At 69.8% G+C, this 24,369-nt stretch carries 34 protein-coding genes and 1 tRNA gene; 12 read left to right on the forward strand and 23 right to left on the reverse strand.

Translation table 11 applies throughout. From position 1 onward, the window contains the following. Positions 1-3: 3 nt before the first annotated feature. Positions 4-324, reverse strand: a complete 321-nt coding sequence (locus AC067A_RS07420; RefSeq protein ID WP_478615775.1) for a hypothetical protein — start codon at positions 322-324, stop codon at positions 4-6. Between the two features lie 370 nt (positions 325-694). Continuing rightward, positions 695-1,090, reverse strand: coding sequence for a GNAT family N-acetyltransferase (locus AC067A_RS07425; RefSeq protein WP_478615777.1), 396 nt, complete (start codon positions 1,088-1,090; stop codon positions 695-697). 561 nt (positions 1,091-1,651) lie between these two features. Here AC067A_RS07425 and AC067A_RS07430 point away from each other — a divergent pair. The 3 genes from AC067A_RS07430 to AC067A_RS07440 all read left to right on the forward strand — a co-directional run bounded on the left by AC067A_RS07430 (position 1,652) and on the right by AC067A_RS07440 (position 3,196). Then, complete coding sequence (locus AC067A_RS07430; RefSeq protein WP_478615779.1) at positions 1,652-2,287, forward strand: TIGR03086 family metal-binding protein; 636 nt, start codon at positions 1,652-1,654, stop codon at positions 2,285-2,287. A gap of 142 nt (positions 2,288-2,429) precedes the next feature. Continuing rightward, a complete protein-coding gene (locus AC067A_RS07435) occupies positions 2,430-2,846 on the forward strand; it encodes a hypothetical protein (RefSeq protein WP_478615781.1) in 417 nt (138 codons plus the stop codon). An 89-nt stretch (positions 2,847-2,935) separates the two neighbouring features. Next, the gene (locus tag AC067A_RS07440; RefSeq protein ID WP_478615784.1) at positions 2,936-3,196 is read left to right on the forward strand and encodes a GlsB/YeaQ/YmgE family stress response membrane protein; all 261 of its coding nucleotides are present in this window, start codon (positions 2,936-2,938) and stop codon (positions 3,194-3,196) included. 100 nt (positions 3,197-3,296) lie between these two features. Here AC067A_RS07440 and AC067A_RS07445 read toward each other — a convergent pair whose 3' ends face one another. The 8 genes from AC067A_RS07445 to AC067A_RS07480 are packed head-to-tail and all read right to left on the reverse strand — an operon-like array spanning position 3,297 to position 7,214. Next, the gene (locus tag AC067A_RS07445) at positions 3,297-3,695 is read right to left on the reverse strand and encodes a gas vesicle protein K (protein ID WP_478615787.1); all 399 of its coding nucleotides are present in this window, start codon (positions 3,693-3,695) and stop codon (positions 3,297-3,299) included. Beyond that, positions 3,692-3,904: a gas vesicle protein gene (locus AC067A_RS07450; RefSeq protein ID WP_478615790.1), complete on the reverse strand. Its 213-nt coding sequence runs from the start codon at positions 3,902-3,904 to the stop codon at positions 3,692-3,694. Before AC067A_RS07450 ends, AC067A_RS07445 begins: the two co-directional genes overlap by 4 nt. Beyond that, positions 3,901-4,785, reverse strand: a complete 885-nt coding sequence (locus tag AC067A_RS07455; RefSeq protein ID WP_478615792.1) for a GvpL/GvpF family gas vesicle protein — start codon at positions 4,783-4,785, stop codon at positions 3,901-3,903. The genes AC067A_RS07450 and AC067A_RS07455 overlap by 4 nt, the downstream gene beginning before the upstream one ends. Beyond that, the gene (locus AC067A_RS07460) at positions 4,782-5,258 is read right to left on the reverse strand and encodes a gas vesicle protein (protein WP_478615795.1); all 477 of its coding nucleotides are present in this window, start codon (positions 5,256-5,258) and stop codon (positions 4,782-4,784) included. Before AC067A_RS07460 ends, AC067A_RS07455 begins: the two co-directional genes overlap by 4 nt. Next, on the reverse strand, positions 5,255-5,521 hold the full coding sequence (locus tag AC067A_RS07465; RefSeq protein WP_478615798.1) for a gas vesicle protein GvpG: 267 nt from the start codon (positions 5,519-5,521) through the stop codon (positions 5,255-5,257). The genes AC067A_RS07460 and AC067A_RS07465 overlap by 4 nt, the downstream gene beginning before the upstream one ends. A gap of 56 nt (positions 5,522-5,577) precedes the next feature. Continuing rightward, on the reverse strand, positions 5,578-6,288 hold the full coding sequence (locus AC067A_RS07470; RefSeq protein ID WP_478615801.1) for a GvpL/GvpF family gas vesicle protein: 711 nt from the start codon (positions 6,286-6,288) through the stop codon (positions 5,578-5,580). 3 nt (positions 6,289-6,291) lie between these two features. Further along, the gene (gene gvpJ / locus AC067A_RS07475) at positions 6,292-6,750 is read right to left on the reverse strand and encodes a gas vesicle protein GvpJ (RefSeq protein WP_478615804.1); all 459 of its coding nucleotides are present in this window, start codon (positions 6,748-6,750) and stop codon (positions 6,292-6,294) included. A gap of 29 nt (positions 6,751-6,779) precedes the next feature. Beyond that, entirely contained in the window at positions 6,780-7,214 is a 435-nt protein-coding gene (locus tag AC067A_RS07480) for a gas vesicle protein GvpO (RefSeq protein ID WP_478615807.1), read from the reverse strand. Positions 7,215-7,455: 241 nt separating this feature from the next. Between AC067A_RS07480 and AC067A_RS07485 the strand changes: the two genes are divergently transcribed. Together AC067A_RS07485 and AC067A_RS07490 are read left to right on the forward strand one after the other, a co-directional pair. Next, complete coding sequence (locus AC067A_RS07485) at positions 7,456-8,457, forward strand: histone protein (protein ID WP_478615809.1); 1,002 nt, start codon at positions 7,456-7,458, stop codon at positions 8,455-8,457. Positions 8,458-8,460: 3 nt separating this feature from the next. After that, a complete protein-coding gene (locus tag AC067A_RS07490) occupies positions 8,461-9,516 on the forward strand; it encodes an SRPBCC family protein (protein WP_478615812.1) in 1,056 nt (351 codons plus the stop codon). Positions 9,517-9,733: 217 nt separating this feature from the next. Here the strand turns inward: AC067A_RS07490 and AC067A_RS07495 are convergent, their stop codons facing one another. The 3 genes from AC067A_RS07495 to AC067A_RS07505 form a co-directional block, all read right to left on the reverse strand. Continuing rightward, positions 9,734-9,907 (reverse strand): CsbD family protein, encoded by a 174-nt coding sequence (locus AC067A_RS07495; RefSeq protein WP_478615815.1) that lies wholly within the window; start codon positions 9,905-9,907, stop codon positions 9,734-9,736. 132 nt (positions 9,908-10,039) lie between these two features. Further along, positions 10,040-10,279: a hypothetical protein gene (locus AC067A_RS07500; RefSeq protein WP_478615817.1), complete on the reverse strand. Its 240-nt coding sequence runs from the start codon at positions 10,277-10,279 to the stop codon at positions 10,040-10,042. Positions 10,280-10,316: 37 nt separating this feature from the next. Continuing rightward, the gene (locus AC067A_RS07505) at positions 10,317-10,541 is read right to left on the reverse strand and encodes a DUF6479 family protein (RefSeq protein ID WP_478615819.1); all 225 of its coding nucleotides are present in this window, start codon (positions 10,539-10,541) and stop codon (positions 10,317-10,319) included. Between the two features lie 736 nt (positions 10,542-11,277). Here AC067A_RS07505 and AC067A_RS07510 point away from each other — a divergent pair. Continuing rightward, on the forward strand, positions 11,278-11,736 hold the full coding sequence (locus AC067A_RS07510) for a group II truncated hemoglobin (RefSeq protein ID WP_478615822.1): 459 nt from the start codon (positions 11,278-11,280) through the stop codon (positions 11,734-11,736). Between the two features lie 150 nt (positions 11,737-11,886). Here the strand turns inward: AC067A_RS07510 and AC067A_RS07515 are convergent, their stop codons facing one another. Continuing rightward, positions 11,887-12,591, reverse strand: coding sequence for an NAD-dependent epimerase/dehydratase family protein (locus AC067A_RS07515; RefSeq protein WP_478615825.1), 705 nt, complete (start codon positions 12,589-12,591; stop codon positions 11,887-11,889). Further along, complete coding sequence (locus AC067A_RS07520) at positions 12,588-13,052, reverse strand: hypothetical protein (RefSeq protein WP_478615827.1); 465 nt, start codon at positions 13,050-13,052, stop codon at positions 12,588-12,590. Before AC067A_RS07520 ends, AC067A_RS07515 begins: the two co-directional genes overlap by 4 nt. A gap of 395 nt (positions 13,053-13,447) precedes the next feature. Between AC067A_RS07520 and AC067A_RS07525 the strand changes: the two genes are divergently transcribed. Next, positions 13,448-14,215 carry an SDR family NAD(P)-dependent oxidoreductase gene (locus AC067A_RS07525; RefSeq protein WP_478615830.1) on the forward strand — a complete coding sequence of 256 codons (768 nt, stop codon included), beginning with the start codon at positions 13,448-13,450 and terminating at the stop codon, positions 14,213-14,215. Between the two features lie 940 nt (positions 14,216-15,155). On the opposite strand, the gene AC067A_RS07530 is transcribed toward AC067A_RS07525, so the two are convergent. Beyond that, positions 15,156-15,527: a VOC family protein gene (locus tag AC067A_RS07530; protein WP_478615832.1), complete on the reverse strand. Its 372-nt coding sequence runs from the start codon at positions 15,525-15,527 to the stop codon at positions 15,156-15,158. Between the two features lie 238 nt (positions 15,528-15,765). On the opposite strand from AC067A_RS07530, the gene AC067A_RS07535 reads away from it, so the two are divergent. Beyond that, positions 15,766-16,269, forward strand: a complete 504-nt coding sequence (locus AC067A_RS07535) for an HIT family protein (RefSeq protein ID WP_478615835.1) — start codon at positions 15,766-15,768, stop codon at positions 16,267-16,269. On the opposite strand, the gene AC067A_RS07540 is transcribed toward AC067A_RS07535, so the two are convergent. From AC067A_RS07540 to AC067A_RS07550, 3 genes are all read right to left on the reverse strand, one after another. Then, complete coding sequence (locus AC067A_RS07540) at positions 16,266-16,544, reverse strand: hypothetical protein (RefSeq protein ID WP_478615838.1); 279 nt, start codon at positions 16,542-16,544, stop codon at positions 16,266-16,268. The two genes, AC067A_RS07535 and AC067A_RS07540, sit on opposite strands and share 4 nt — an antisense overlap. Continuing rightward, positions 16,544-16,777, reverse strand: a complete 234-nt coding sequence (locus tag AC067A_RS07545; protein WP_478615841.1) for a hypothetical protein — start codon at positions 16,775-16,777, stop codon at positions 16,544-16,546. The genes AC067A_RS07540 and AC067A_RS07545 overlap by 1 nt, the downstream gene beginning before the upstream one ends. A gap of 417 nt (positions 16,778-17,194) precedes the next feature. Next, positions 17,195-17,713 (reverse strand): hypothetical protein, encoded by a 519-nt coding sequence (locus AC067A_RS07550; protein WP_478615844.1) that lies wholly within the window; start codon positions 17,711-17,713, stop codon positions 17,195-17,197. A 329-nt stretch (positions 17,714-18,042) separates the two neighbouring features. On the opposite strand from AC067A_RS07550, the gene AC067A_RS07555 reads away from it, so the two are divergent. After that, positions 18,043-18,558 carry an N-acetyltransferase family protein gene (locus tag AC067A_RS07555; protein ID WP_478615847.1) on the forward strand — a complete coding sequence of 172 codons (516 nt, stop codon included), beginning with the start codon at positions 18,043-18,045 and terminating at the stop codon, positions 18,556-18,558. Between the two features lie 389 nt (positions 18,559-18,947). Here AC067A_RS07555 and AC067A_RS07560 read toward each other — a convergent pair whose 3' ends face one another. Next, entirely contained in the window at positions 18,948-19,181 is a 234-nt protein-coding gene (locus tag AC067A_RS07560; RefSeq protein ID WP_478615849.1) for a hypothetical protein, read from the reverse strand. A 470-nt stretch (positions 19,182-19,651) separates the two neighbouring features. Between AC067A_RS07560 and AC067A_RS07565 the strand changes: the two genes are divergently transcribed. Continuing rightward, positions 19,652-20,125 (forward strand): HEAT repeat domain-containing protein, encoded by a 474-nt coding sequence (locus AC067A_RS07565; protein WP_478615852.1) that lies wholly within the window; start codon positions 19,652-19,654, stop codon positions 20,123-20,125. Between the two features lie 99 nt (positions 20,126-20,224). On the opposite strand, the gene AC067A_RS07570 is transcribed toward AC067A_RS07565, so the two are convergent. After that, a complete protein-coding gene (locus tag AC067A_RS07570; RefSeq protein ID WP_478615855.1) occupies positions 20,225-20,884 on the reverse strand; it encodes an HAD family hydrolase in 660 nt (219 codons plus the stop codon). A gap of 386 nt (positions 20,885-21,270) precedes the next feature. Continuing rightward, a tRNA-Trp gene (locus AC067A_RS07575) sits at positions 21,271-21,347 on the reverse strand. A gap of 151 nt (positions 21,348-21,498) precedes the next feature. Here AC067A_RS07575 and AC067A_RS07580 point away from each other — a divergent pair. Further along, positions 21,499-22,410 (forward strand): ADP-ribosylglycohydrolase family protein, encoded by a 912-nt coding sequence (locus AC067A_RS07580; protein ID WP_478615857.1) that lies wholly within the window; start codon positions 21,499-21,501, stop codon positions 22,408-22,410. Between the two features lie 219 nt (positions 22,411-22,629). Here AC067A_RS07580 and AC067A_RS07585 read toward each other — a convergent pair whose 3' ends face one another. Continuing rightward, a complete protein-coding gene (locus AC067A_RS07585; protein WP_478615860.1) occupies positions 22,630-23,046 on the reverse strand; it encodes an alpha/beta hydrolase in 417 nt (138 codons plus the stop codon). Positions 23,047-23,202: 156 nt separating this feature from the next. Between AC067A_RS07585 and AC067A_RS07590 the strand changes: the two genes are divergently transcribed. After that, positions 23,203-24,294, forward strand: a complete 1,092-nt coding sequence (locus tag AC067A_RS07590) for an NAD-dependent epimerase/dehydratase family protein (protein ID WP_478615863.1) — start codon at positions 23,203-23,205, stop codon at positions 24,292-24,294. Positions 24,295-24,369: the final 75 nt, after the last annotated feature.

Genomic DNA, 24,369 nt, shown 5'->3' on the forward strand with positions numbered 1-24,369 from the left:
GCCTCACCCGGCCTGAACCGGCGCACCCAGCCAGGGGGCGAACTGCTCGGCGACCAGCGAGGTCACGGCCGCGGCGTCCCGTGTCCCGTCGACCTCGATCACGCGGACGCCCAGCCGCCGGGCGCCGCGCACCGCGTCCGCGGCGACCAGACGGTCGCGGGCGATCCGGTCGGCCTGGGCACGTGCCGGGTCGCCGACCGGCACGCCCAGGGCGCCCGCGCGCGGGAGGGTGCGGATTCGGTGCTGCCGGAAGTCCTCAGTGGGCACGAGGACGACCATCCGCCGGACGGAGTCGAGCAGCGGAGCCACGAGCTCGGGCCGCAACCCCCATCCCTCGGCGATCGCCGGCCGGCCGGGAGGGCGCGCAGGTCGTCCAGGGCCCACTCGAACCGCAACGGGAAACCGGCCAGTGTCTCGGCCGCCATCTCCTCTGGGCTTCGCTCCGTCCAGACCTCCTCGGGCCATGAGTCCTCCTGCGAGCAGGCGGCGCGCACGGCCACCCGGGAGTGAGTGTGCTCGTTCGCGGAAAGAAATTGCGGTCTTGTTTTCGGGGTGCGCCCGGCAGAGAGTGGAACAAGGGGTGGTGCGTTCTGAGGCGAGCCCACTCGGCGTCGGTCGACGACGCGCCGGACGAGTGATCCGATGATCTGAGGCGAAGGGCGTGGGCGGCCCCGGCGAACGGCTTGGCGCTCGGTCACAGAGCGATCAGACCGGCAGTCGTCTCCTTGAAGCCGCAGGCTTCGAAGTAGAAGGAACTCAGGTGTTCCTCGAAGTCGACATGCAGCCATACGCAGTTCGCGGCGCGGGCCTCACGAGCCGCCGCCGCGACCAGGGCGCCGCCGATGCCCGCCCCTTGCCGCTTCCGGGCGACCACCGTGTCCAGAAGGAACGCGTGGACTCCGCCGTCCCAGACGACGTTGACGAAACCGACCAGCGAACCGTCCTCCCACGCGCAGACCCAGCCGAGGCTGTGACGTTCGAGTCGTGCTCGCCAGTCCGTCCGACCGACCGGGTGGCCGAAGCCGTCGGCGTGCAGCGCGTTCAGGGCGGCGTTGTCGAACTCGCCGCGCCACTCGTACGTGATCGTCATCCGTCGATCGTAGGGGCCGGACAAGGCCTGGCCGTCGGATGGTGGAGCGAGGTCCCGGACGGTCCCGATCAGAGTCGCTCCGGCACCGGTCAGGCGCACCTGGCCCGTCACCTCCCATACCGCCCCGCCACCGCCCCGAAGGCGGCCTTGGGTTCCCACTGCATGTCGGGGTACGTGTGCCCGTGTCGCCCTTCCAGGAGTTTGACGACGCCGAGGCCGGCCGATCCAGATCGTCCCTGGGGTCGCCGTCCGGGCGGTGGGGACGCGCCTCGCCGAGGCCGTGACCGAAGCGGTCGTCGAGCAGTACGCGTACGCCGGGGAACACGAACTCCGGGCCCTGCTGCTGATCACCACCCGGGCCGCGCTGCGCGACGCGTTCCTCGGGGGCTCCGGCGGGCGCAGCCACACGAAGTCCCGACGAGGCGGTGCCGGTAAAGGGCGGGACAACAGACGGCCTCCCGGCCGACACCGGCCTCCGGGCGCGCCTTCGCCGTCGCCTTCAAGCGCGCGCAGCCCTACCCCGGCGCGGACCGGCGGGAGAACCGAACCCACCGGGGAGCGATGAGTTCCGGGTGGCTCGGCGGTCTGCCCTGCATGGAGAACACTTCAGGCATGGAGCCGGTCGACCTGGGTGCGGCCGCGGAGCGCGTCGCCCGGCTGGCGGAGGGCATCGAGGACGAGTGGCTGGGCGACCCGACGCCCTGCCCCGAGTACGCGGTGCGGGAGGTGCTCGCTCATCTCGCCGGGCTGAGCGTCGCCTTTCGCGACGCGGCCCGCAAGCGGTTCGGGCCGACGACCGGCACGCCGCCCGGCTCGTCCCGTCCGGTACTGGCCGACGACTGGCGGACCGCCCTGCCGGAGGTGCTGGACGAGCTGGCCGCCGCCTGGCGTGAGCCGGGTGCCTGGGAGGGGGACACGCAGGCGGGCGGCATCGACCTGCCGGCCGCCGTCATGGGCCGGGTCGCGCTCGACGAGCTGCTGATCCACGGCTGGGACCTGGCACGGGCGACCGGTCAGGCGTACGGCGCGAGCGACGAGGAACTGCGGGTGTCCGAGGCCCTGTTGACACCGACCGACGACGCCGGCGGAGGATTCTTCGGCCCCGTCGTCGCGGTACCGGACGGCGCGCCCCTCCTCGACCGCGTGATCGGCCTCAGCGGTCGTCGGCCCGACTGGCGGCCGGCACGGATGCGCTGACCACGCACACGGGCTCCCGCAGCGCCTTCGATGTTTGAAATCGAATCTATGGCGAAGACGCACAGATGGACATGGAAAGCCGCAGGGATCTCCCTTCCGGGCCGCGTGTGCCTCGATGCCCTGCCGGCGGCAGGAGATGTGCGTGAAGCTCGGAGTGGGGCGTCACCGGCACCGTTGGGGCAGACGCCGGGCGCTCGCCCGCTGGACGCCCAAAGCGCTCATGCACCGGGCCCTGGTCCGTCTGAGCAAGTGGGGGCTTCGGTTGATGGTGTGGGGAGTGCGCCACGCCCTCCGCCGGGCGCTGCGCGCGATGATGCCGACAGTTCTCCCGTACGTGGTGGAGGGCGGCGACGTGACCGATCGACCAGGCCTCGGGAAAGGACGCGAGATGGGTACGTGGGAGAAGGCGAAGGCCCAGTTGGAGGAAGTGGCCGGGAAGGCCGTCAGGAAGTCCGCGCACGCGATGGGCAAGGAGAAGCTGGCGGTCAAGGGCGGGGCGCTGGAAACGCGTGGCAAGGCCCGGCACCTGAAGGAGAAGGCGAAAGACAAGCTTTCCTGAGTTGACGGCGAAGACGGGGGTTTACGAACGCCGCGGCGGTAAACACGCTGCACGGACGAACATTCCACAGCAGGAGACAGGAAGGAATCATGGGCATACTTGCTTGGATCCTCCTCGGGCTTCTCGCGGGCATCATCGCCAAGATGTTGATGCCCGGGAAGGACCCGGGCGGCATCATCCTCACCACGCTCATCGGTATCGCGGGCGGCCTGCTCGGCGGATGGCTCGGCAAGGTCATCTTCGGCGTCGACTCCGTCGACGGGTTCTTCGAACTCTCCACCTGGATCGCCGCCATCGTCGGGTCGATCATCCTCCTCGCGGTCTATCGCCTGTTCACGCGCCGCAGGTGACAGGCCGAGCACGTACGGACGAGTGGCTCCCCCTCAAGTACGAGGGGGAGCCACTCCCGTCTGCGCCCGCGGGGCCGTGACACCCGGTCCAAGCACCGAGTCAGTGCGCGGGCGGAAGGAGGTGACCGAGCGGGCCGAGGTCCAGGTTGAGGTCTTCGAGACGGTAGCCGTGCTCGGCACACAGGTCGGTCATGCGCTCGTGCAGGGCGAGGAGGGTGGCGCCGAGCTCCTCCTCCTGCGCGTCGGTCAGGTCGCCCGCGTCGACCCGGCGCAGCGCCTGGCGTTCGATGAGCTGGCGCAGAAGCTCGACGACGGTGAGGACGAGCTTCAGAAGGTCCTCGCCGACGGTCTCCGGGTCGGTGCGCATGCGGTGGGCCGGGGAGGCGGTCGCGCCGGGTGTCTCCGGCGGTGCCTGGAGCAGCCGGAAGGCATGGGCGAGAGGAGCGCCGAGTCCTTCGAGCTCGGGGCGCGACTCCTGCGGCGTGGGTTCCTCGGTCATGGCCTGCTCCGGGGGACGAAGGGGTCGTCGGAGGCCGTGACGGAGGTGATGAGGGCGCGCAGGGAGATGCGTACGAGGTCGATGTCGGCGATGGACAGGACCACGTCGCCGGTGATGACGACGCCGCCGGCAAGGAGCCGGTCGAGGAGGTCGACGAGGGCGACCTGTCGGCCGGGCAGGGGACGTTCGTGTCGTTCGGCGGGGGTCATGATCGTGCGCCAGGGGCGTCCGTGTCCGTATCCGCCTCCGAGTCCGCCGGCGGAGTCTGTGGCATCGCGAAGGAGTAGGGCGCCCAGGGGCCGGTGACCTCGATACGGATGCCAGGCAGGTCCTGGCCGGCCTGCTGGAGCGCGGCGCGGAATGCCTCGGCCTGGTCGTCGGGCACGAGGTGGGCGTCGTTGAGGAGGTTCTCTCCGTTCTCGCCGCGGGTGAGCGGTCCGGTCTGCACGGGGTGGCGGACGGTGTGGGTGGCGTGCCGGGCCGCTACGGCGGCGATGCGGTCCGCCGCTTCTCCTGCTTGCAGGTAGCGGTCCTCCTGGGCGTGGTGCTGGGCTCGGCGGGCCTGCAGGTAGGCCTTGCCGGGACTGGTCGCGGGCGTGGATGCGGGGACGGAGGACGCGGGCTGCGTACGACTTCCGGCGGCGGAGGCGTCGGCCGGTGCCGTGTCGGTGGCGAGGTAGACCTTGACGCCGTACTCGGTGTGGTGGGCGAGGAGGGCCAGCCGGGCCGCGAAGGTGTCCTGTTGCTCGCGCAGGGCTTCCAGGGCGCGGTCGGCGTCCTGGTAGAGGGTCGCCAGCCGCAGCGGCAGGACGGTCGCGTACTCGGTGAGGAACTGGATGACGTGGTGGTGTGCCCGGGCGGTGTCCTCGAGCCAGGCGAGGTCTTCGAAGCGGGACCTGAGGGCCTCCTCGGCCCACTGGCCGGTGGGGACCCGGCTGACGACGAACGACGGACCGGCCGGGGCGGCGGCGGAGGGCAGGAGGCTCACCGGCGCGTCGCCGACTCCGTGGACGTCGGCCAGACGCCCGTGGAGTTCCGTGGTGGGGAGGGTCACGGCGTACACGTAGATGAGGTTCGGCTCGCCGTTCACGGTTCGGGCCTCTCCCGCTTCTGGCGCCCGGCCCGGGTCGTGCCCTGTCGCTCCGCGCTCTCCTCGGCACGGCCGTGTGGGGTCGTGCCGTGGCGTTCCGGGGTGCCCTCGGCACGGCCGGGCTCGACGGCTTCCGCCCGGTCGCGACGTAGGGCGTCCAGCTCGGCGCGCAGGCGGCGGTTCTCCTCCGCGAGCGGGTCTCCGCTGTGGCGGGAGGACAGCGACGGGTCGTGTTCCCACCAGTCGATGCCCATCTCCTTGGCCTTGTCCACCGACGCGATCAGGATCCGCAGCTTGATGGTCAGGAGCTCGATGTCGAGGAGGTTGATGCGGATGTCGCCGGCAATCACTATTCCCTTGTCCAGGACACGTTCGAGGATGTCGGCCAGGCTCGCCGACGAGGACGGCGGGTAGGAGGCGGGCGTCGCCCGGGACGGCACCGGGGCGACCCGATGGGCCAGTGGGTCGGTCACGGTGTCTGACCTCCTGGGTCGCGGCGGGGGTCCTGTCGGAACTGCGCGATCTCGTCGAGGCGATCGAGAAGTTCGTCTTCCTGCTGGTCGAAGGTGGCCTGGTCGATCTCGCCGTCCCGGAGCATGCGTTCGAGCTCGCCCAGGGCGGCATAGACGGGTGCCGGGTCGTAGTACTCGTCCGTGGCCTGGTCCAGGGCTCGCTCCGCGGCCCACACGACGAGCCGCACGGGCATCAGCGGTGCGGTCAGCAGTTTGGTCAGCATCCCCATGGCTCCTCCCTTGGCGCTTCCTGGGCCGAGCTCCTGAAACCGGGGCCCTGCTAGACGAAGCTGTAAGGGGGCAGTGGCCCGCTGAAGCGGAGACGGACGCCCTCCATTTGCTCGGCGAGGCGGTCTTCCGCCTTCAGGAAGGTGTCCTTCTTGTCGTCCTGGACCAGCAGGGAGATGCTGAGGAGGTCACCGGCGGCGGGAGGGTGGACGCTGTGGTCCTCCGCGAGGGAGACCAGGGAGTTGACCAGTTCGGCGGCCAGCCCTTCCTGCCTCTCCTGTACCTCGCCGGCGACGATCTCCCCCAGCTCCAGCGGCAGCCGCGGATCGGCGTCGCCCGCCCGGATCCGGTCGTTGAGCAGCCGGGCCCGGTCCGAGTCCTGGAGGATCTCCCGAAGGAGGTGGTCTTCGTCCTGCGAGGCCTTGACGTGGTACTCGGCGCAGCCACGCAGCCGGTCCAGCGCGTCCAGGTAACCGTCCGCACGCTCCTGGAGCACCTGGGTGACCGCCTCGTCGTCGGGGGCCGTGTATCCGAACTGCAGGGGAAGGATCGTTCCATCGCTCATGAGCCGGTCCTGCACCGCCTGGTGGGCGGTCAGGTCTCGGCGCTTGGGGCGGATCTCCTCGTCGATGTCCGAGACGATCGCGCGCAGCTGCCCTGCGGTGACGGCCCGTACGGGGGCGGGCTCGGCGCCGACGCCGTTCAGCCCTTCCAGGCGGCACGGGTGTGCGGCGGGGGTGATGGAGTACACGTAGACAGGCATCGTCTACTCCCTCTCTCGGCGCGCGGGGCGCCGTGCGGGCCGGCGGCGGCGGGGAGCCTCTTCCTCTTCCGCCTCTTCTTCCGGCTCTTCCTCGTCGTCGGACTTGCCGGTGATCGACTGTGTCACGGCGTCCACGACGCCGCCGATGGCGCCCTTGGACTTGCCGTGCGCTCCGCTCTCCACCGCGTCGCCGACGACGTCGGTCAACTGGGCCGGGGCCTTCCGGCCCGTTTCCAGGTCGAGGCGGTTGCAGGCCTCGGCGAAGCGCAGGTAGGTGTCGACACTGGCCACGACGATCCGTGCGTCGATCTTCAGGATCTCGATGCCGACGAGGGAGACACGCACGAACACGTCGATCACGAGACCGCGGTCGAGGATCAACTCCAGGACGTCATAGAGACTCGTGCCTCCACCACCGGAACTTCTGCTGACGTTACTTCCACCCTGCGGCACCACGGTCATGGCCGCTTCCCTTCACAGGGCCGGCCCGGTCAGGTCGGCCGGTCGATCATGCCCCTGCTGTAGCGCCGGGTGCGCTCGTACGAGATCAACTCGCCCTCCGCATCGATGGTGACCTTGTAGCTCGCCAGGATGCTGGTGGTGTCCGGGATCCGCTCGAGTTCGAGGACCTCCACCTGAGCCTCCCAGCCGTCCTCGCTCGGTCGGAGGGAGGAAACCGATTCCGGGGCGCGTCCCAGCAGCTCGGCGAGCTGCTCCGCCGCCGCGCGCATCGCCGCGGCCGCGCCGGTCACCCGGCCCTCCGCCGCGACCTTGCGGGGCGGGGCCTTGCGGGCCGAGGCCTTGCGCGTCGGCGTCTTGCGAGCCGCGGACTTACGGGCGGGCCTGCCGGTCCGTACCTCACGGTCCTGAACCTCCTCGTCGTCCGGCGGAGGGCGTCGCCCCCGAGCCGGCTCTGCTGCGGTCATGGACCTGCTCCCCTCGGGAACTGACCCGTACGCCTGCCCCGCCACATACGCGACAAACACCATGATTGTCGCAACATTTCTACTCTCTTCGCATTCCATGCATATCAGGCACTCGATCGAGCAGTCCCGTAGTAACCGTGCGAGCGGTGTCATCCCGTCGCCCAGCCCGTGCGTCCGCAACGGCGCGTGGACCTGCCAGGGCAGCGGCGGGCCGTCGGCACCTGGTGAAAGGGAAGGGCTCATGGAGGACACGACCAAGATCGCCTTGGCGGCCGCGGTCGCCGGAGGCTACGTACTCGGGCGAGCGAAGAAGGGACGCTTGGCCTTCAGCCTGATCACGTACGCCGCGGGCCGCCGTCTCGGCCTCGACCCGAAACAACTGGCGACCGAGGGCCTCAAGAGGCTGAGCGAGATGCCGCAGGTGGCGGAGCTCGGCGAGCAGATCAAGGGCGAGGCGCTCGACGCGGGGCGCAAGGCCCTGGTAGCCACCGCGAACCGCCGGATGGCCGGCCTCGCCGACTCCCTGCGCGAGCGCACACTCTCCCTCGGAAAGAGCGGCGAGGACGAGGAGGAGTACGAGGACGAGGAAGGCGACTACGAGGAGGAGCCCGAAGAGGAAGAGCCCGAGGAAGAGCCCGAGGAGGACGAGGAGCCGTACGAGGACGAGAGCGAGGAGGAGGGGGAGGAAGCAGAGGCGGAACCCGAAGAGGAGGAGGGCGAAGAGCCAGGTCCCGAGGAGCCCACGGCCGAGGACGAACCGGAAGAGGAAGAGGAAGAGGAGGAGGAAGGGGAAGAGGAGGAGCCGCCCGCCCGCCGTCGCCCTGCCCGCCGTTCCGCCCCCGCTTCTTCGACCAAGGCCGCCGAGCGCCGATCACCGGCCCGCAAGTCCGCCCCGGCGAAGAAGGCCGCCCCGGCGAAGAAGAGGGCACCCGCCAAGAAGTCGGCACCCGCCAAGAAGGCCGCTCCGGCCAAGAAGACCTCGAGCACAGCGACGAAGGCATCGTCGCGGAAGGGAGGCGCCGACGCGGGCAAGCGTGCTTCGACCACGAGCGGACGGAACGCCCCGGCCAAGAAGACCGCTGCCAAGAAGACCGCGGCGAAGCCGGCCGCGAAGAAGACGGCGGCGAAGAAGACCACGGCGAAGAAGTCGGCGAGTTCGGGGCGCTCTCCGGCGTCCAAGCCCGCGGCGAAGAAGACCGCCGCCACCAAGACGGCCCGCCGCAAGTCCACCGCGCGGAGGTGAACCATGGCCACCAATCGTGCAGCCGACGGCGCCCAGTCCGGGTTCGACCGGCTGATGGAGGAAGCCTCCTCGTATCTGACCGCTCGCGCCGACAAGATCGCCGACAAGGCCGTGGACAAGCTGGGCGACCTGACCGACGGCCTCCAGGACGTCGCCGAGAACGGCGGCCGTCTCGGGGACATCGGTGGCCGCCTGCTCAAGGGCGACTCCCCGGTGAAGGCCGTTGTCGGCCAGACTCTCGGCGGCCTCAAGGACAAGGTGAAAGACGTGGGATCCGGACTGCTCGGCGGCGGCAAGAAGAACCGCAAGGGCGGCGGCAAGGCGATCAACATCATCGAGACCATCGACGTCGGCGTGCCTCTCCGTACGGCCTACGACCACTGGACGCAGTACGAGAACTTCAGCAGCTTCGCCAAGGGAGTGCGGAGCGTCTCGCAGAGTGACGACACGACCACCGACTGGAAAGTCAAGGTCGGTCCGTCCACCCGCGGCTGGAAAGCCAACGTCGAGGAGCAGATACCGGACGAGAGGATCGTCTGGTCCTCACAGGGACCCAAGGGATCGACACGCGGATGCGTCAGCTTCCACGAACTCGCACCCTCCCTCACACGGATCCTCCTGGTCGTCGAGTACTACCCGGCCGGACTCTTCGAGAAGACCGGCAACGTGTGGCGCGCCCAGGGCAGGCGCATGCGCCTGGACCTGAAGAACTTCGATCGCTACGTCACCCTCACAAACGACGAGCCGGACGGCTGGCGCGGCGAGATCCAGGACGGCGAGGTCGTCGTCACCCACGAGGAGGCTCTCGAAGAGGAAGAGGCCGAGCAGGGCGACGAGGGCGAGGAAGGGGAGGGAGCGACCGAGGACGACGAATCCCCCGAGGAGGAGTGGGACGAGGAAGCCGAGGACGGCGACGAGGAGGAGGGCGAGGAGCAGGAGGAGGAGCAGGAGGAGGAACCCCGCGGCGAGGAGGAAGAAGAGTACGAAGAGGAGGATTACGACGAGGACGAGGACGAGGACGAGGACGAGGAACCCAGCCTGGCAGGACGCCGGCGCTGAGGCTCCCCGGGCCGCCGGGACGCGCGGCCGTGCCTCCCCGGCACGGCCGCTGTCGCGTGCGCCCAGGTCCGCCCGGTCCGCCCGCCCGTCCACCGCTCCAGCCGGGAAAGGCGCCCCGGACACGGAGAGGCCGACGGCTCCCGCCGCCGGCCGTTCCGAGCCGTAGCTCGTCGATGATCAGTGCTTGAGGGTGTCCTTCGCCGTAGCCTGTCGACGATCAGTGCTTGAGGGTGTCCTTCGCCTTCTGCGCGGTCTGCTTCGCATCGCCCGCGATCTGCTCGGCGCGGCCCTTCGCCTCCAGGCTTTCGTTCCCGACGGCCTTGCCGGTGGCCTCCTTCGCCTTGCCCTTGACGGACTTGCCCATGTTCTTGGCCTTCTTCCCAGTGGCCATCTCAGTCACCTCCAAAGAGAGCTATGGGTTCGTTACCCACAGATAACGGAATAAAGCACACAGAATGACGTCTCTCCTGGTATTTCGGGAGACGAAAGGCCTCCCGGGCGGCCCGGAGAACACCGGAGCACGTCAGTGGCGCTCCCGCTCCTCCGTCTGCTCCTCCCGGCCTATGCCGGGGCGCTGGCGCTTGGCGGTATGACCGTGAGCGCCCTGGGGATCGGCGTCGCCCGCCCGGCCGGAAACGGCATCGCGCGCCTCCTCGCGGGCCGCCTCGTCGCCGCTCTCGCCCTCGGCCTGCGCCGGAGTGGTACGGGCCTGCCGGCCCCGCGCACCGCTTCCGCGCCCGTCGTCGTGCCGCTTCTCGTTCATGCTTCCTCCTTCGCGAGGCGCCGTAGCGGAGCACTCGTCATCGGTCCGGCCGCTCTTCCGGCGCCTTCCATGAGTCCCGCCTGGCTTCCGCAGCCGGTGGCTGGGCGACGCGCGCGGTCCTTCGGCCCCGGGCGACACGCCGGGTACCCCACCAGAACGCCGCGATCAGCACCGCCACCAGCACCACCCCCACCAGGATGAGGAGAAGCGAGGAGGAACCGCTCGCGGCCAGATCTGAAGCGGTCACACTCGAGAGAGGCATGAATCAACCTTCCCTCCGGATCGGAAGTGGTGCATATCGTTGCGATTCGACTGCTACCCCGACTCAGCCAAGCCAATCAGAGAGCACTCCGGCTCCCCGCCGAATTCATTGCCCAGCGGACTCAGGGATCGGCACCAGCGCGCGGCGGAACAGGACGACCGAGAGACCCGCACTCGGAAGCCGTCGCCCCATCCACATGTGACGCTGTACGCGCGCTGAAGAGCATGCCGACCGTGATCCTTGTCGACGTGGACCCCCACAAGGGCCGCCACGAACCAGGGGAGAAAGACGCCACTGACGACGCCGAGGGCCACCGGCTTGCCGAACCAGCCGAGGAGGACCAGGGCGATGGTCACGACGGACGCCCCGACATATGCTCCCCGCAAGTCCAGCGAGACGGCCTTTCGCGCCTCACTGCTCGCTGCCCGTTCTGCGGCGAAGCGCTCCTCGCGAACAGACGGTGGTTCGTTCTCCTCGAACCTCATCCCATCTCCCCCAGGCGCTGATCCCGAAGCCACCGGACCGCGCACGGCCCCCGGAGCGACCGCGGCCACTGGCCTGCCCCGCCGCGCCGCCGCGCCGCCGCGCTGCCCCGCCGCCCCGCCGCCCCGCCGCCCCGCCGCCCCGCCGCCCCGCCGCCCCGCCGCCCCGCCGCCCCGCCGACAGCGAACATCCTTGGCTTCAGAGCGTGTTGCGGGAAAGCTGGGCGAACACACCCCGGATCCCGGAGGCCCCCGTGAGCGCCGAACACACGAACACACTCTACGAGGCCGTGGGCGGCGCCGACGCGCTGCGCCGGCTCTCCGAGACGTTCTACCAGGGGGTGCTGGCCGACCCCCTCCTCGCACCCGTCTTCGCCGACTTCACGGCCACCCATGTGGAGCACGTCGCCGTATGGCTGGCCGAGGTCTTCTCGGGGCCGGCCGACTTCACGGCGGAGCTCGGCGGCCACCAGGCGCTGCTCCGTGCCCACCTCGGGCTCGGCATCACGGAGGAACAGCGTTCGCGCTGGATGGAGCTGATGTCGGCAGCCGTGGACAAGGAACTGCCGGACGACGCCCTGCTGCGCCGCCGGGTCCTGGAGTACTTCGACTGGGGCACGCGCATCGCCAAGGACGTGTCGGCGTCCGCCCCGGGGACGGATCTCGGCGAGCCCGGCCCCACCCCTCGCTGGGGCTGGGACGGCCTCGCCTGACTTGCCGGGAACCGGGCCGTGGAAGACGGTCACGGAAGAGGCCCACGAGCGCCATCGGCCGTGGCCGGCGGACGGCACTCGGGAACGGCTGCTGCCGCGCCGGCGGCACGCAGGACAGGAAGCAGCCGTGTGGGCCAGGCCACCGGCCTCTCAGCGCCGGGCGGCCGGCAGTCGGAGTAGGCCGAGGAGGAGGATGCCGGGGGCGTCGGGGTGGCGGCCGAGGAGGGCGAGGGTCTCTCCGATGTCGGGGATGTAGGTGTACGTGTGCGGCTGGTCCGGATCGCCGAGGACGGTGGCGGTGCGGCCGGCCAGGAGGGCGGGGAAGACCAGGTCGCCGAGGTTGGACTGGGCGCCGCCGCGCGGCCCGAAGTAGTCGGAGGCGCGCCCGATCGCCACCTCCACGCGCCCGGCCTCGTGCGCGGCGAGCAGGTCCCGGGCCATCCGGCCGCGAAGCCGGCCCTTGCGGGTGGTCGCGGCGTCGGGGGTCTCCTCGGTGAACGGCCGGCCCCCTGGCGGGCCGTAGCTGTAGACGTTGTCCATCGAGACCATGCGGGCGCCGGCCGCCTCGGCCGCGGCGAGCACTCCCGCCTGAAGCGCGGGGAACTCCTGCTGCCAGCGGTGGTACGGCGGGTTGAGCGCCTGGTAGACGACGGCCGCGCCGTCCGCCACGGCGGTGGTGAAAGCGGGATCGGCCGCGTCGCCGGCCACGATCTCCACGCCTTCCGGGGCATCGCCGCGACCGGACCGGTTGACGATCCTGACGGACTCCCCCTGACGTACCAGTGCCTCGGCGATGGCCGTGCCCACGGCGCCGGAGCCGAAGACCACGTGACGGGGGGTGGTGGTGCGCTTCATGCGTCGACCTCGCCGGGGGAGGCCGAGCGGGCGGCTCGGCCGGAGACGGCGGGTGGCAGGAGTCTGTGGAGCAGGACGCCGGAGAGGGCGGAGAAGGTGAGCGCGCCGGTGGCACCGAAGACGGTGAAGCGTACGTCCACCCCGACGCCGGCGAGGGTGGTCACGGTCCAGCCCGCCGCCCACAGGACGGGCATCGCGGCCGCCCAGAGCCACGGCAGGCGCGCCGCACGTGGAAGCGCACGGACCTGCGCCACGCCGAGCAGGACGCCTTCGACCGCGCCCATGACCGCCAGTGAACCGAGATCGGTGCGATAGCCGACCAGCACGGCACCGAGCAGGAGCCCGACCCCGCCGCCTGCCGCCGTGGCGGCGGACCAGCGCGGCACGCTCAGCCGGCCGGAGGACACCAGCGCCTGACCGGCGCCGATCACCGCCCCCGTCACACCGCTCGCCGAACGCATCGCCGCCCGCCGCGAACAGCTCCGCGCCGTCCCCGCAGCCCCCTACCCCCGTACGGCAGAAGCGGCGGACACGATCGCGCAGTTCATCTCGGACGAGCAGTACGCGTGGGGGCTCGACCGGGTCCTGGACGGCATCGAGGGGCAAGCGAAACCCTGAAGCACGGGCCCAGGCTGACGGACGGAGCAGCACGGGCCGACGAAGCAGCACACCGCTGACGCCACGACCGGCCACCCTCATCACGGCTCACCCGCGCCGTCACCAGTACCTCCGACGACTCCGACGGTGCCGAGCACGCCCTGCGGATCTTCTAGGCTTGGAGATCAACGACCGCTGTGACGGCAAGGACAGGGACCTCAAGGTCCCTGTCCTCCGTGACCGTTCGAAAGGAACTCCCATGAATCTGCCTGCCGCAGGCAGGCGCGTCCTGGTCAGTGGCGCGTCACGTGGTCTCGGGCGCGCGGTGGCCCTGGCGTTCGCCGCCAACGGCGACCGGGTCGCCGTCCACTTCGGCTCGCGCGCCGACGAGGCGCGCGCGACCTTCGAGTCCCTTGCCGGCACGGGACACGTACTGGTCGGCGGCGACCTCGCCAACCCGTCGGGGGCCGCCGTCGTGATGGACATGGTCACCGAAGCACTCGACGGGATCGACGTCCTGGTGAACAACGCGGCAGTGAACATCCGCCACCCTCTCCCGGAGACCTCGTACGAGGAATGGGTCGAGGCATGGCAGCAGCACGTGACAGTGAATCTGCTCGCCACAGCGAACCTGAGCCATCTCGCCGCCCGCCACATGATCAAGCAGGGCACGGGAGGCAGGATCGTCAACATCGGCTCCCGAGGCGCCTTCCGCGGAGAACCCGACCACCCCGCCTACGGGGCCACCAAGGCCGCCGTCCACTCTCTCGGCCAGTCCCTCGCCGTCTCCCTCGCCCCCTACGGCATCGGCGTCGCCTCCGTCGCCCCCGGCTTCTTCGCCACCGAACGCGTCGCCCCCCGCCTCCAAGGCCCCGAAGGCGACTCGATCCGCGAGCAAAGCCCCTTCGGCCGAGTCGGCACCGCCGAAGAGATCGCCGCATCCGTCCTCTGGCTCGCCTCCCCCGCCGCCGAATGGTCCTCCGGCACCATCCTCGACCTCAACGGTGCTTCTCACCTCCGAAGTTGACGATCACTCACACGAGTGCATTCTGCGCGTCTCCCCGACACCCCCGACAAGACCCGACCGGCTCCCGGCTCCCGCCCCGAAAAGACAACCTCCAGGGGTGCGGGGAGCCGGTCTTGCTCAGCTCACCCCACCGTGGCGGAGGCATGGGCGCGGAGGTCGACTGATGCCGTCACCCCGGGAGCCCGCTCGCCCGCCGCATCGAAGTCGTCCGCATCACCGATCCCTTGTGGCATCGCAGCGCCCTTGACTTGGCAGGTGACGACATCGCGATCCGGGAGGCGACTGAGGCCGACGACGCCCTCGGACTGATCCGCTCGCTGCCCGACGGCGACCCGCCCCGCCGCTTTCTTCCCGGCTGGGGCATCCGTGTCACAGCTCCACCGACCTGCTCTTCCAGATCGCCTTCTGCTTCCGATGCAATGGCACCCGGCTCTGGGGACCTGGCGTACACGGCAAGCTGAACCGCATCCACAGCATCGACGCGGAGAGCGCCCCGGCCCACGAGCTGCTCCAGCGTTTTCTCGGCTCCACGCCGGCCGGCCGGTGACTCGAGGACCACCGCGCCGGCCCGCCTCGTTCCCCTCCACGCACATCGTTTCCTGCCGGCCGGCAGCGACAGCTGGGGACATCCCGTCCTGTCGCTGGGGGAACCGACATCGTCTGTTACGGCCAGGGTCTGACCGACTACATCGACCGCGAGTTCCCCCAAGCGGAGAAGGAGACCCCCTGGGCGCCGGTGGCCTCCATGCCTTTCCGGAAGGACTTCCTCGACTGAGGTCGCGCTCCTGCCGCGCGGCTGGGCCTGGGACTGCCGTCGGCGTATCACGTGCTACAGGCCGCGACACTTGGCGTACGGGCTCACGCCGCTTCTGTGCCTGATGTGATGGGTAGATCACCACCAAGCTCTGAAACGGCTCCGCCCCACAGGCTCGAACCCAAGTCATCCGGCCGGGATCGGCTGGGTGAGGTTCACCGGGTTGCCGTCGGGGTCCTGGATGTGGGCGACACGCTGTCCCCACGGCATATCGCTGGGACCGCCGGTGACCGAGCCACCCAGCGCCGTCACCCGGCCGAGGGTCTCGTCGACGTCGTCGACACCGATGCTCAGCAGGATCCGCGGTGGCGCCTCGTCTCCCCCCGAATCCGCCTTGGCGACCAAGCCGAGGTCGGTGTCACCGATGCGCAAGCCGAGGTAGAACGGCGGGCCCTCCTCCGGCACCCGGAAGATTTCTTCGGCACCGAACAATTTCGTATAGAAGCCAAGCAGCACGTCGTAGTGGGCGGTGAGGATCACTGGCTGGATGGTCGACATGGCACTCCTGTCGGAAACGGTCGCGTCCGTAGGTGGACCGTCCGCATGCGGCGAACTCATCGGTCGGCCGGTCGCCCTCCCTGACATTGCCGCCCGGACGGCCCACGCAGCCACAACCGCACGACCACGAGCACTACGGAACGGGTCACGCCTCCGACCCACTGACGCCGACCGTTCTCTTCAGGACGGGGCCCGCAACACCCACCGATCCCTGTTCACGAGACTGTAGGTTCCGACTGTGACTGGCAGCTGGCGGACGGATCGGATCGGGAGCGCGCTGAGGGGCGAGAACCCGACGGTGCTGCGACGCATGACGTCGGGGTTCGCGGTGATCGGGGATGTGCAGTTCCTCCCGGGATACTCGGTTCTCCTCGTCGACGAACCGCATGTGCAGCGGTTGTCCGATCTACCCAGGGCGAAGCGCCTCTCGTTCCTGTCGGACATGGACCGGCTCGGTGAGGCGGTCGAGCGCGCGTGTCAGCGGCTGGATCCGGCTTTCCGGCGGGTCAACCTCGAGATTCTGGGGAACTCGGACCCTTTCTTGCACGCGCACGTCTGGCCTCGGTTCGAGTGGGAGCCGGAAGACATGGTGGGTCGTCCCGTGTGGCTGTATCCGCGTGAACGGTGGCGTGCCGAGCGGTTCGGACTCGGTCCGCACCACGACGGGCTGCGTCAGGCGATCGGCGGCGAGCTGGACCGGCTGCCAGTGGCGCCGCTCCCCGATCCTGCCCGGGAGCTCTAGACCTCGATGTAGGCGACGACCACGACGGTGCGCAGCGCGGTGACGAAGTAGAGGACGCGGACCTGCTCGACGTCGTCGGTGTACTGGCGCAGGGGGACGCCGTCGGTGGTGCCGGGCAGCGGGTCACCGGCTTCGGGGTCGACGGAGATGACGACCAAGGCACGGTCGAGGGCGTGGAGTTCGGCCTCGCTGGTGATCTCCTCAAGCTGCTTGGCGGCGGCATCGGAGAACGCGATACGCGCGCGGCGACGGTGAGGGTCGTGCTGCGGAGCCATCAGACCACGGCCGGACGATGGGCGGTGAGGCGCGCGAGGTGGGTATCCCGCAGGTCCTCCCACGGCGTGCAGTCGTCGGCTGCGGGCAGGCCGTTGGTGGCGATGTCCTCCAGGATCGCGGCGAGCTGGTCCGCCTGGGCGCGGGTGCGGGCGGCGTACGCACGCAGTCCGTCGGCCGCTTCGGAAGGAAGTTGCTGCCGGATCGGCTCGGCGAAGGCCTGCGGGTCGCTCATCGCGGGCTCCCTGGGATGCGGAACGGTCGTCTTCCGACACGGTATCGCCGTACCCGCGGGGCCGGGACCACTCTCCGAAATCCCTGGGCTCTCCGGAGGCCTCGCGGGCGCCTGTGAGACGAGGTCTGCCTTGTGAGACAGCCGTCAAACCTTGTGGAGGCGGGCGCAGCCCGCTGAGGAATGGGCCTGCGGGACGAATGGCCTCGTCGTGAGGGGGAAGGCCACGATCTCCGCCACGACTGGGCCCTCCTCCCCTGCTATGCCTCCACCTGCCGCGCACCCCCAGGACGCCTCCCCCGAGGATCCCTGCCCTGGCACTCGGCAGGGGCACCCGCAGGAACCCGCGACTCAGATCAAGGGAAGCTCCAATCAGGGGAAGCTCCAATCAGGGGAAGGTCCAATCAGGAGAAGCTCAGGTCAGCGGAAGTACAGGGCGGCCTTCTCCAGTACGTGACCCGTGAACATGCCGCCCCAGACCACTTGCCCCCGGTACATCGTGGTCCGCACCGCAGCCGGGGCGACCTCGACCGTGAGGGGGCGGCTCATCAGCGTCGTGCCGAGGATCCGTGCGTCCTGAGCGGCCCACTGTGCCGCTTCGGGCCGGACGCGCGCGCTCACCAGCGCGGGGAGCACCGTCGCCGCGTTACGTGCACCGGGTATGCCCCCGCGCAGGCTCTTCGCGTAGCGCATGGCCCACGCGGTGAACTCCCCCAGGGTGGCCACGTCGACCTCCGGTACGGCTGCCGCGAAGACGAAGAGCTCCACCTTCGTCCCGAACCATCGGGCCTTGCGGTCGCCCCGGGCGGCGGCCACGACCTGGTAGTCGTTCCAAGTCGGCGAGGTGACTGTGCAGCCATCGGCCGCGAGCCGTCGGTGGAGTGCCGCGAGATACGTGGTCGCCGCGTCGGCGGACGGCTTGGACCCATGTGCGTTCATGCATGGATCTTCCAACGCCCTTGCCACACAAGGGAAGAGGCTCACAGGGGCCGCTCTCCGAACAGTGAGAGCGCCATCGAGCGACCGGCCCGGCGGCGTACTCGTCGGCGTGGTCGGCGGCGCGCTCGCCCGTCGGGTAGATCAGCGGTGCGTACTTCAGCGCCCTGCACCGGCTCCCCAGCGTCGTGATGCCGTTGATCGGGCTCACCCAGGTCGTGGGCGGCAGCCTACGGAAAGATCGTTCACCAGGAACCACTTGCGTACGAGGAGGCGCCGGCGGCGGGGTAAAGCAGTTCGTCCAGAGGTCCCTGCGCCATTACGGTGGCGCGATGGTGTACGTGCGGGAGATGGATGCGGCCGACATCGAGGCCGTTTCGACGATCCGAGTCCGAGGGTGGCAGGCGGCGTACGCCGGCGTCGTTCCCCAGACGTATTTGGATGCCATGACGGTGGAAGATGGTGCGCTGCGGCTGCGGCAGCGGTTCTCGCAACCCGGACGAAAGTCCCACGATCTCGTGGCGCTCGCTGACCGCGGCCCGGTGGGGTGGATCTGCTTCGGCCCGTGTCGAAGCGAGGCGCCCGCTCCGGGACGGGTCGGCGAGATCCACGCCCTGTACATCTCACCGGATCTGCTCGGCCAGGGCATCGGCCGGATCCTCCTGGATGAGGCTCATGCCCAGATGAAGGACCAGGGCTTCGAGGCGTCAGCCTTGTGGGTTCTACGCGACAACGAACGAGCCCAACATTTCTACGAACAGGCCGGCTACCAGGCCGACGGTACGGCTCAGGACGATGTCTACGACCAGATCACGCTCACGGAGCTCCGCTACCACCGCATGCTTTGACTCGAGCCACGCTTGAAGCAGTTTTTCCGGTTCGAGGACCGACCGCCCTCTCTCGCTCCAGGAACAGCCTGCCGGTATGCCTCCACGGTGCCCGGGCCGCGTCCCAGGATCCGATGCGTACTGGATCCGGAGCTGCCGGAAGGAAGCCCGGCGCAGTACGCGGAACTGGTCGGACTCGTCGATCGCGGCCGGCTGGACCGACTAACCGATGGCCCGCCTGAGACGTGGCCGCGTCCGTCGAAATGATCGGGCCCGCGTCCGTCGAAATGATCGGGCCCGCCCTCGCGTGCGAGGACGGGCCGTTGCCGCAGGCCGTGCGCGAGCACGGGGTGAGACCTGCTCAGCGATACCTACTGCCTTGCGGGCCGAAGGTCAGTGGGCGTCGGAGGTCAGTGGGCACCGAGGAAGGTGAACTCCTCGCCCTTCTCCCAGCCGCTGTCCGAGCAGGAACCGGTGAAGATGGTTCCGTAAACGGACGGAACACCGGTCGCCGAACAGTGGGAGGTGAAGCCGGCGCCGCCACCGTCGTAGCTGCCGATTCCGACACCGTCGTGGGCGAGAGCGCCGCCGGCGCCGACCAACACGATGCCCACGGCCAGGACAGACGCGACGAGAGAACGCATAACCACTCCTCAGAATCTCCGAATGACGTGCCGGATAGTGCCCGTCGCGCGGTCAAACGCGACAGCGGGCAACGAGATACGGCATCTCACCCCAATGCCGGACAAGGGATTACTCAGCCGCCGACCTGCAGAAACGATGCTCTTCAATTGCGCGTTGTGATTTTCCCCGCCTCGGCGAGTCGGTCACCTTTCCCCGTGCCGCTACCACCTTGCGCCTGCCCCTCTTTGCACACACTGCTGGGCCAGAATTTGTGACTACGCCATTGGCGTGATCAGAGGGGGGTACGCGCACTCGAAGCATCGGATTCGCGACCCCACGTCGTCGTTCTCTCTCAGGGCCGGGCTTCAACGACAGGTGGCGACGGGGAGTTGTCTGACGTGCCCGACGGCCGGCACCACTGGTTCGCCAACCAGTTCCGAATGCCTTTATCCCTGTGCCCGGCCGCCGGCCGTACCCCTATGCTCGTGTCGTGGACGGATACCAGCGACTGATGACGTACGTCGAATCGGCCTGGGGCAAGCAGCACGGATTCGACACGGACAGCCGGGACCAACGCCTCGATGGCGTCAGCGACGTACTCGAGGCGGGCCGTCCGGCGCAGAGCGATGCCGAGCGGATCGTCGAACTTCTTGTCGCAGTCGCTCTCGACGATGGCAGTTTCGAGGTGCGCGAGTCAGCACTGAACGCGATCTGCACCGCCTCCACGCCGTACAGACTCTCCACCAGCATGGTGGAGCCGCTCGCAGACGCCTCAGGCATCTGCGAACCGGTACTCCTGGAATACGTACTGGCCATCCTGAGCGCGACCTACGACCAGGCGGCCATGCCGATCGTCGAGCGGTTTCTGCAGCATCCTGACGATGACGTGCACAGGGCGGCGAAGGACGCCGTGCACGAGCTGACTTGGAGCCGCGAGTCCGCAGGGGAAAGGGGCCCCACGTAGCCACCCGCACGCGTTCGCCTCGACCGCGTGCGGGCCGACAGGGCTTGCGCCTCGGGGAAGAACCTAGGTGCCCGCGCCCTGCGTATGCACGGCAGGAACCTAGTGCACTGCCGACGCATGCCCTGGAGCCACGTTCCCGGACGCTAGGTGAGCTGCGATGCGGCTGATGGTGCTGGGGGTGTCCTCGAAGAGGTGGGCGTGCATGCCTGCGGATTGGGCGGCGGCGACGTTGACGGGGATGTCGTCGATGAACAGGCAGTGCTGCGGGAGTACGTCCAAGGTGGAGCAGACGGTTTCGAAGGCGCGGGGGTCGGGCTTCTCTATGCCGATCTCGTGTGAGTAGACGATCTTCTCGACGAGGTCGTCGAAGTGGTAGAGCGTTTCCTCGCGCTCTCGGGCACCGACGAAGCTGTTGCTGAGGATGCCGAGTCGGCAGCGGCCGTGCAGTCCGCGGACATAGGCGATGAGCTCGTCGTTGGGCGTCCCCAGGTACTCCGACCAGAGGTCGGCCATGAAGGCGTCGGTGTCGTGGGCGTCCAGACCCAGGCGAGCCGCTACCTGCTCCTGCACCTCGTGCTCGCTGATGTTTCCGAGGCTTCCGGCACGCCACACGTCGTGCATGCGCGCGTTCACGGTGCCGGATGGCAACTGCAGCCTTTCTTCCCAGCGTTGCACCCAACCTGTGTCCGGTGTGAACTCCAGTACGCCGCCGATGTCGAGAATGACGCAGGTCGTGGTCGTGGTCGTGGTCGTGGTCATCGAACTCCCCCCTCTTCGTCCGGCCGACCGGCGAGCGTGGTCCCGCGGTGGTGTGGTCGGCGGAGACACTGTCGTCTCTCCCCCGGTGGCGAGGTCAAGCGATCTTGGAGGCTTGTGACAGGCCTGTCGAAACTCGATGCCTCGATGCCTCGACTGGCTCGGCTGGCTCGGCTGGCTCGGCTGGCTCGGCTGGCTCGACGAGCCGATGGGCTGGGGTGGGCAGTCGTCTCGGCCGGATGAAGGCGATCGGCGAGGTCGCCCACCTGGGAGCGAGAGTGCGTGGGAGGAGCCGGGCGTGGGAGCCCGGGCGGCGCGGCAAGGCCGAATCCGGGGCCTCCGCGGCTGTGGGCGCGGCCGCTGCTGGGTGTGCGGCAAGTGATGGTGCTTGGCAGGGGTGACAGGAGTCGAACCTGCGACATCCGGTTTTGGAGACCGGCGCTCTGGCCATCTGAGCTACACCCCTTTGGTGTGGGGACAGCTTCACACAGCGGCGGCTTCGGATGCCAGTTGATATGTCGGCCGGCCGGCGCGGGGCACGTGGGTTGTTCTTGCCAGAGGCCGGTTCGCGGCGGAATGAAGTGTCCGGGGTGGGGCCGAGTGGTGATACTGATCCGATGATCGACTTGCCACTCGCTGTAGGGGATTCGCTGAACGGGCTTGCCTTCGGGGACGCGTTCGGTGACCGCTGGTTCGGCATTCTGCGCCGGGAGGGCGTGGAGCGGCTGGAGGGGCGGGCGTTGCCGACGGAGGCGTTGTGGAGGTGGAGCGACGACACGGCGCAGGCGCTGGTTCTCGTGCGGGAGCTCGCCGAGGGCGACGGGATCGTGGACCTTGATCGCTTCGCCGTAGGTCTGGCTGGGGCGTATGCCGAGGACACGCACCGTGGGTACGGGGCGTCGATGCACGACGTGCTGCGGCGGATCGGGGCGGGTGAGCCATGGCGGAGAGTGGTCGCCGGGCAGTTCGAGGGTCAGGGTTCCTGGGGGAACGGGGCAGCCATGCGGGTGGCTCCGCTCGGTGCGTGGCATGCCGACGACCTGGCGGAGGCGGCGGAACAGGCCGCGCGTCAGAGTGCGGTGTCGCATCACCATCCGGAAGCCGTCGCCGGGGCGGTGGCTGTCGCCGTGGGTGCGGCGTTGGCGGCCCGTAGCCGGGGAGGTAACGCTCCGGCGCGGGAGGACTTCCTCTGGGCCGTGGCCGCGCAGCTGCCCGACAGTGATGTCCGGTCGGGAGTGCGGATCGCGGCTCGGATGCCGGAACGCGCCTCGGTCCGGCACGCCGCGGAGGTACTCGGGTCCGGGTACCGCATGTCCGGACCCGACACCGTTCCGTTTGCCCTGTGGTGCGCCGCCGGGCACCTCGACGACCTGCACGAGGGCCTGTGGTTCACGGTGGCCGGACGTGGTGACATCGACACCACCTGCGCCATCGCGGGCGGTGTGATCGCTGCACGTACCGGTGTGGCCGACCTTCCTCCGGAATGGCACGCGGCCCGCGAGCCGCTCCCACCGATCGTGTCCGGATGAGGGCGAGGACGGTGGCAGTGGTGAGGGGCGAGGGCGAGGTCAGGGACGAGCTAGGGCGGGAGTAATTGTCGGGGTGACCGGAGGCCGGAGTCACCGAAGTTCCTGCGCCTACCCGGTGGTGGGCAGCGGCGGGTGGTCCGGTGGCACGACTCACCCCATGAGGCCCTCGTCGGTGTCGTTCGCGGTGCCGTCGTCGTCAGGTGGTTCCTGTGGCGAGGGCTACCACTGGCAGGTCATGTCGTGGGCAGGGAGTCGTCCCGTGCGCAGGTAGGCGTCGACGCGGTCGTCGACGCAGGTGTTGCCGTACTCGCCGTACAGGCCGTGCCGGCGGGCGCCCTGGACGGTGAGGAGGCGGGAGCTCTGCCATTGGTGGCGCACGGCGGTGGCGCCTGAGTAGAGGGTGCGGGGGTCGCCGGTGGCGTTGACGAAGAGGGCTGGGGTGTCGTTGTCGAGTCGGGTCGGGGCCTCGGCGGGGCGGTCCCAGAACTCGCAGGGGGTGATGTTGTTGGCCAGGGGTCCGGTGAGAAGGGAGGTCGTGTCGGGGGTCGTGGTGGCGCCGGCGGCCGTGGTCGTCGCTGTGGCGGCGAGCACCACCGCGCATGCCGCGAACAACGTGATTCGTCGGGAAGTTGACATGCCATCACGCTAGGTCGGCGGCGGTGTCCGTTCACTCCGGGAAACCCCCGAAACGGCTCAGGGCCTCCCCCGAGAAAACCCCGGCGGGATGACGGAAGTCTTACGGGGCGGCGTGGGCGCGGTGCGGGGAGGGCAGGGGCCCGTAGCGTCGTGGTCATGCGTGTACTGGTGACTGGAGGAGCCGGGTTCATCGGCTCGCACATCGTCGTCGCCCTCAGGAGGGCCGGGCACGAGCCGGTGGTGCTCGACGCGCTGCTGCCGAGCGCGCACGGGGTGGCGGCGCCGCCCGAGGGCCCCGACGGGGAGTGGTTGCACGCGGACGTGAGGGACGCGGTGGCGGTCAGGGCGGCGCTGCGGGGGGTCGACGCGGTGTGTCATCAGGCGGCCATGGTCGGTCTGGGGAAGGAGTTCGCGGACGCGCCGGAGTACGTGGGGTGCAATGACCTCGGCACGGCGGTCCTGTTGGCCGCGATGGCGGAGGCCGGTGTGCGGCGGCTCGTCCTCGCGGGGTCGATGGTGGTGTACGGGGAGGGGCGGTACGAGTGTCGCGCGCACGGGGTCGTACGACCGGGGGCCCGCGTGCCGGGGGATCTCGACGCGGGACGCTTCGAACCGCGCTGCCCCGCGTGCGGTGCCGAGCTCGCTTCGGGCCTGGTCGGCGAGGACGCGCCGGTCGACCCGCGCAACGTGTACGCGACGACGAAGCTCGCCCAGGAGTACCTGACGGCGGCGTGGGCTCGTGCGGTGGGTGGCACGGCGGTCTCGTTGCGGTATCACAACGTGTACGGGCCGGGGATGCCGCGCGATACGCCCTATGCCGGGGTGGCGTCCCTCTTCCGCTCGGCCTTGGCGCGGGGTGAGGCGCCGCGCGTGTTCGAGGACGGTGGTCAGCGTCGGGATTTCGTGCACGTACGGGATGTGGCGGCGGCGAACGTCGTCGCGTTGGAGGCGACGGGCGGGCCGGCGAGCGGCGGGGTGACCGCGTACAACACCGGCAGTGGTGACCCTCGGACGGTCGGCGAGATGGCGACCGCTCTGGCGCGGGCGTGCGGTGGTCCGGAACCGGTGGTGACGGGCGAGTACCGGCTGGGGGACGTGCGGCACATCACGGCGGACTCGACCCGCCTGCGGAAGGAGTCGGGGTGGCGGCCGGTGGTCGGGTTCGAGGAGGGGATGGCGGAGTTCGCCCTCGCCGAGCAGCGGGCGTCGGTGGGCGTCGGTGTCGGTGTGCCGCCGTCGGCGAAGTGACCTCGAAGCGGCAGCCGCCGGGGACGTTGCGGACTTCGGCACGACCCGCATGGGTGCCGGTGCCGGTGCCGGTGC

The organism is Streptomyces sp. NPDC043176 (assembly GCF_056436715.1).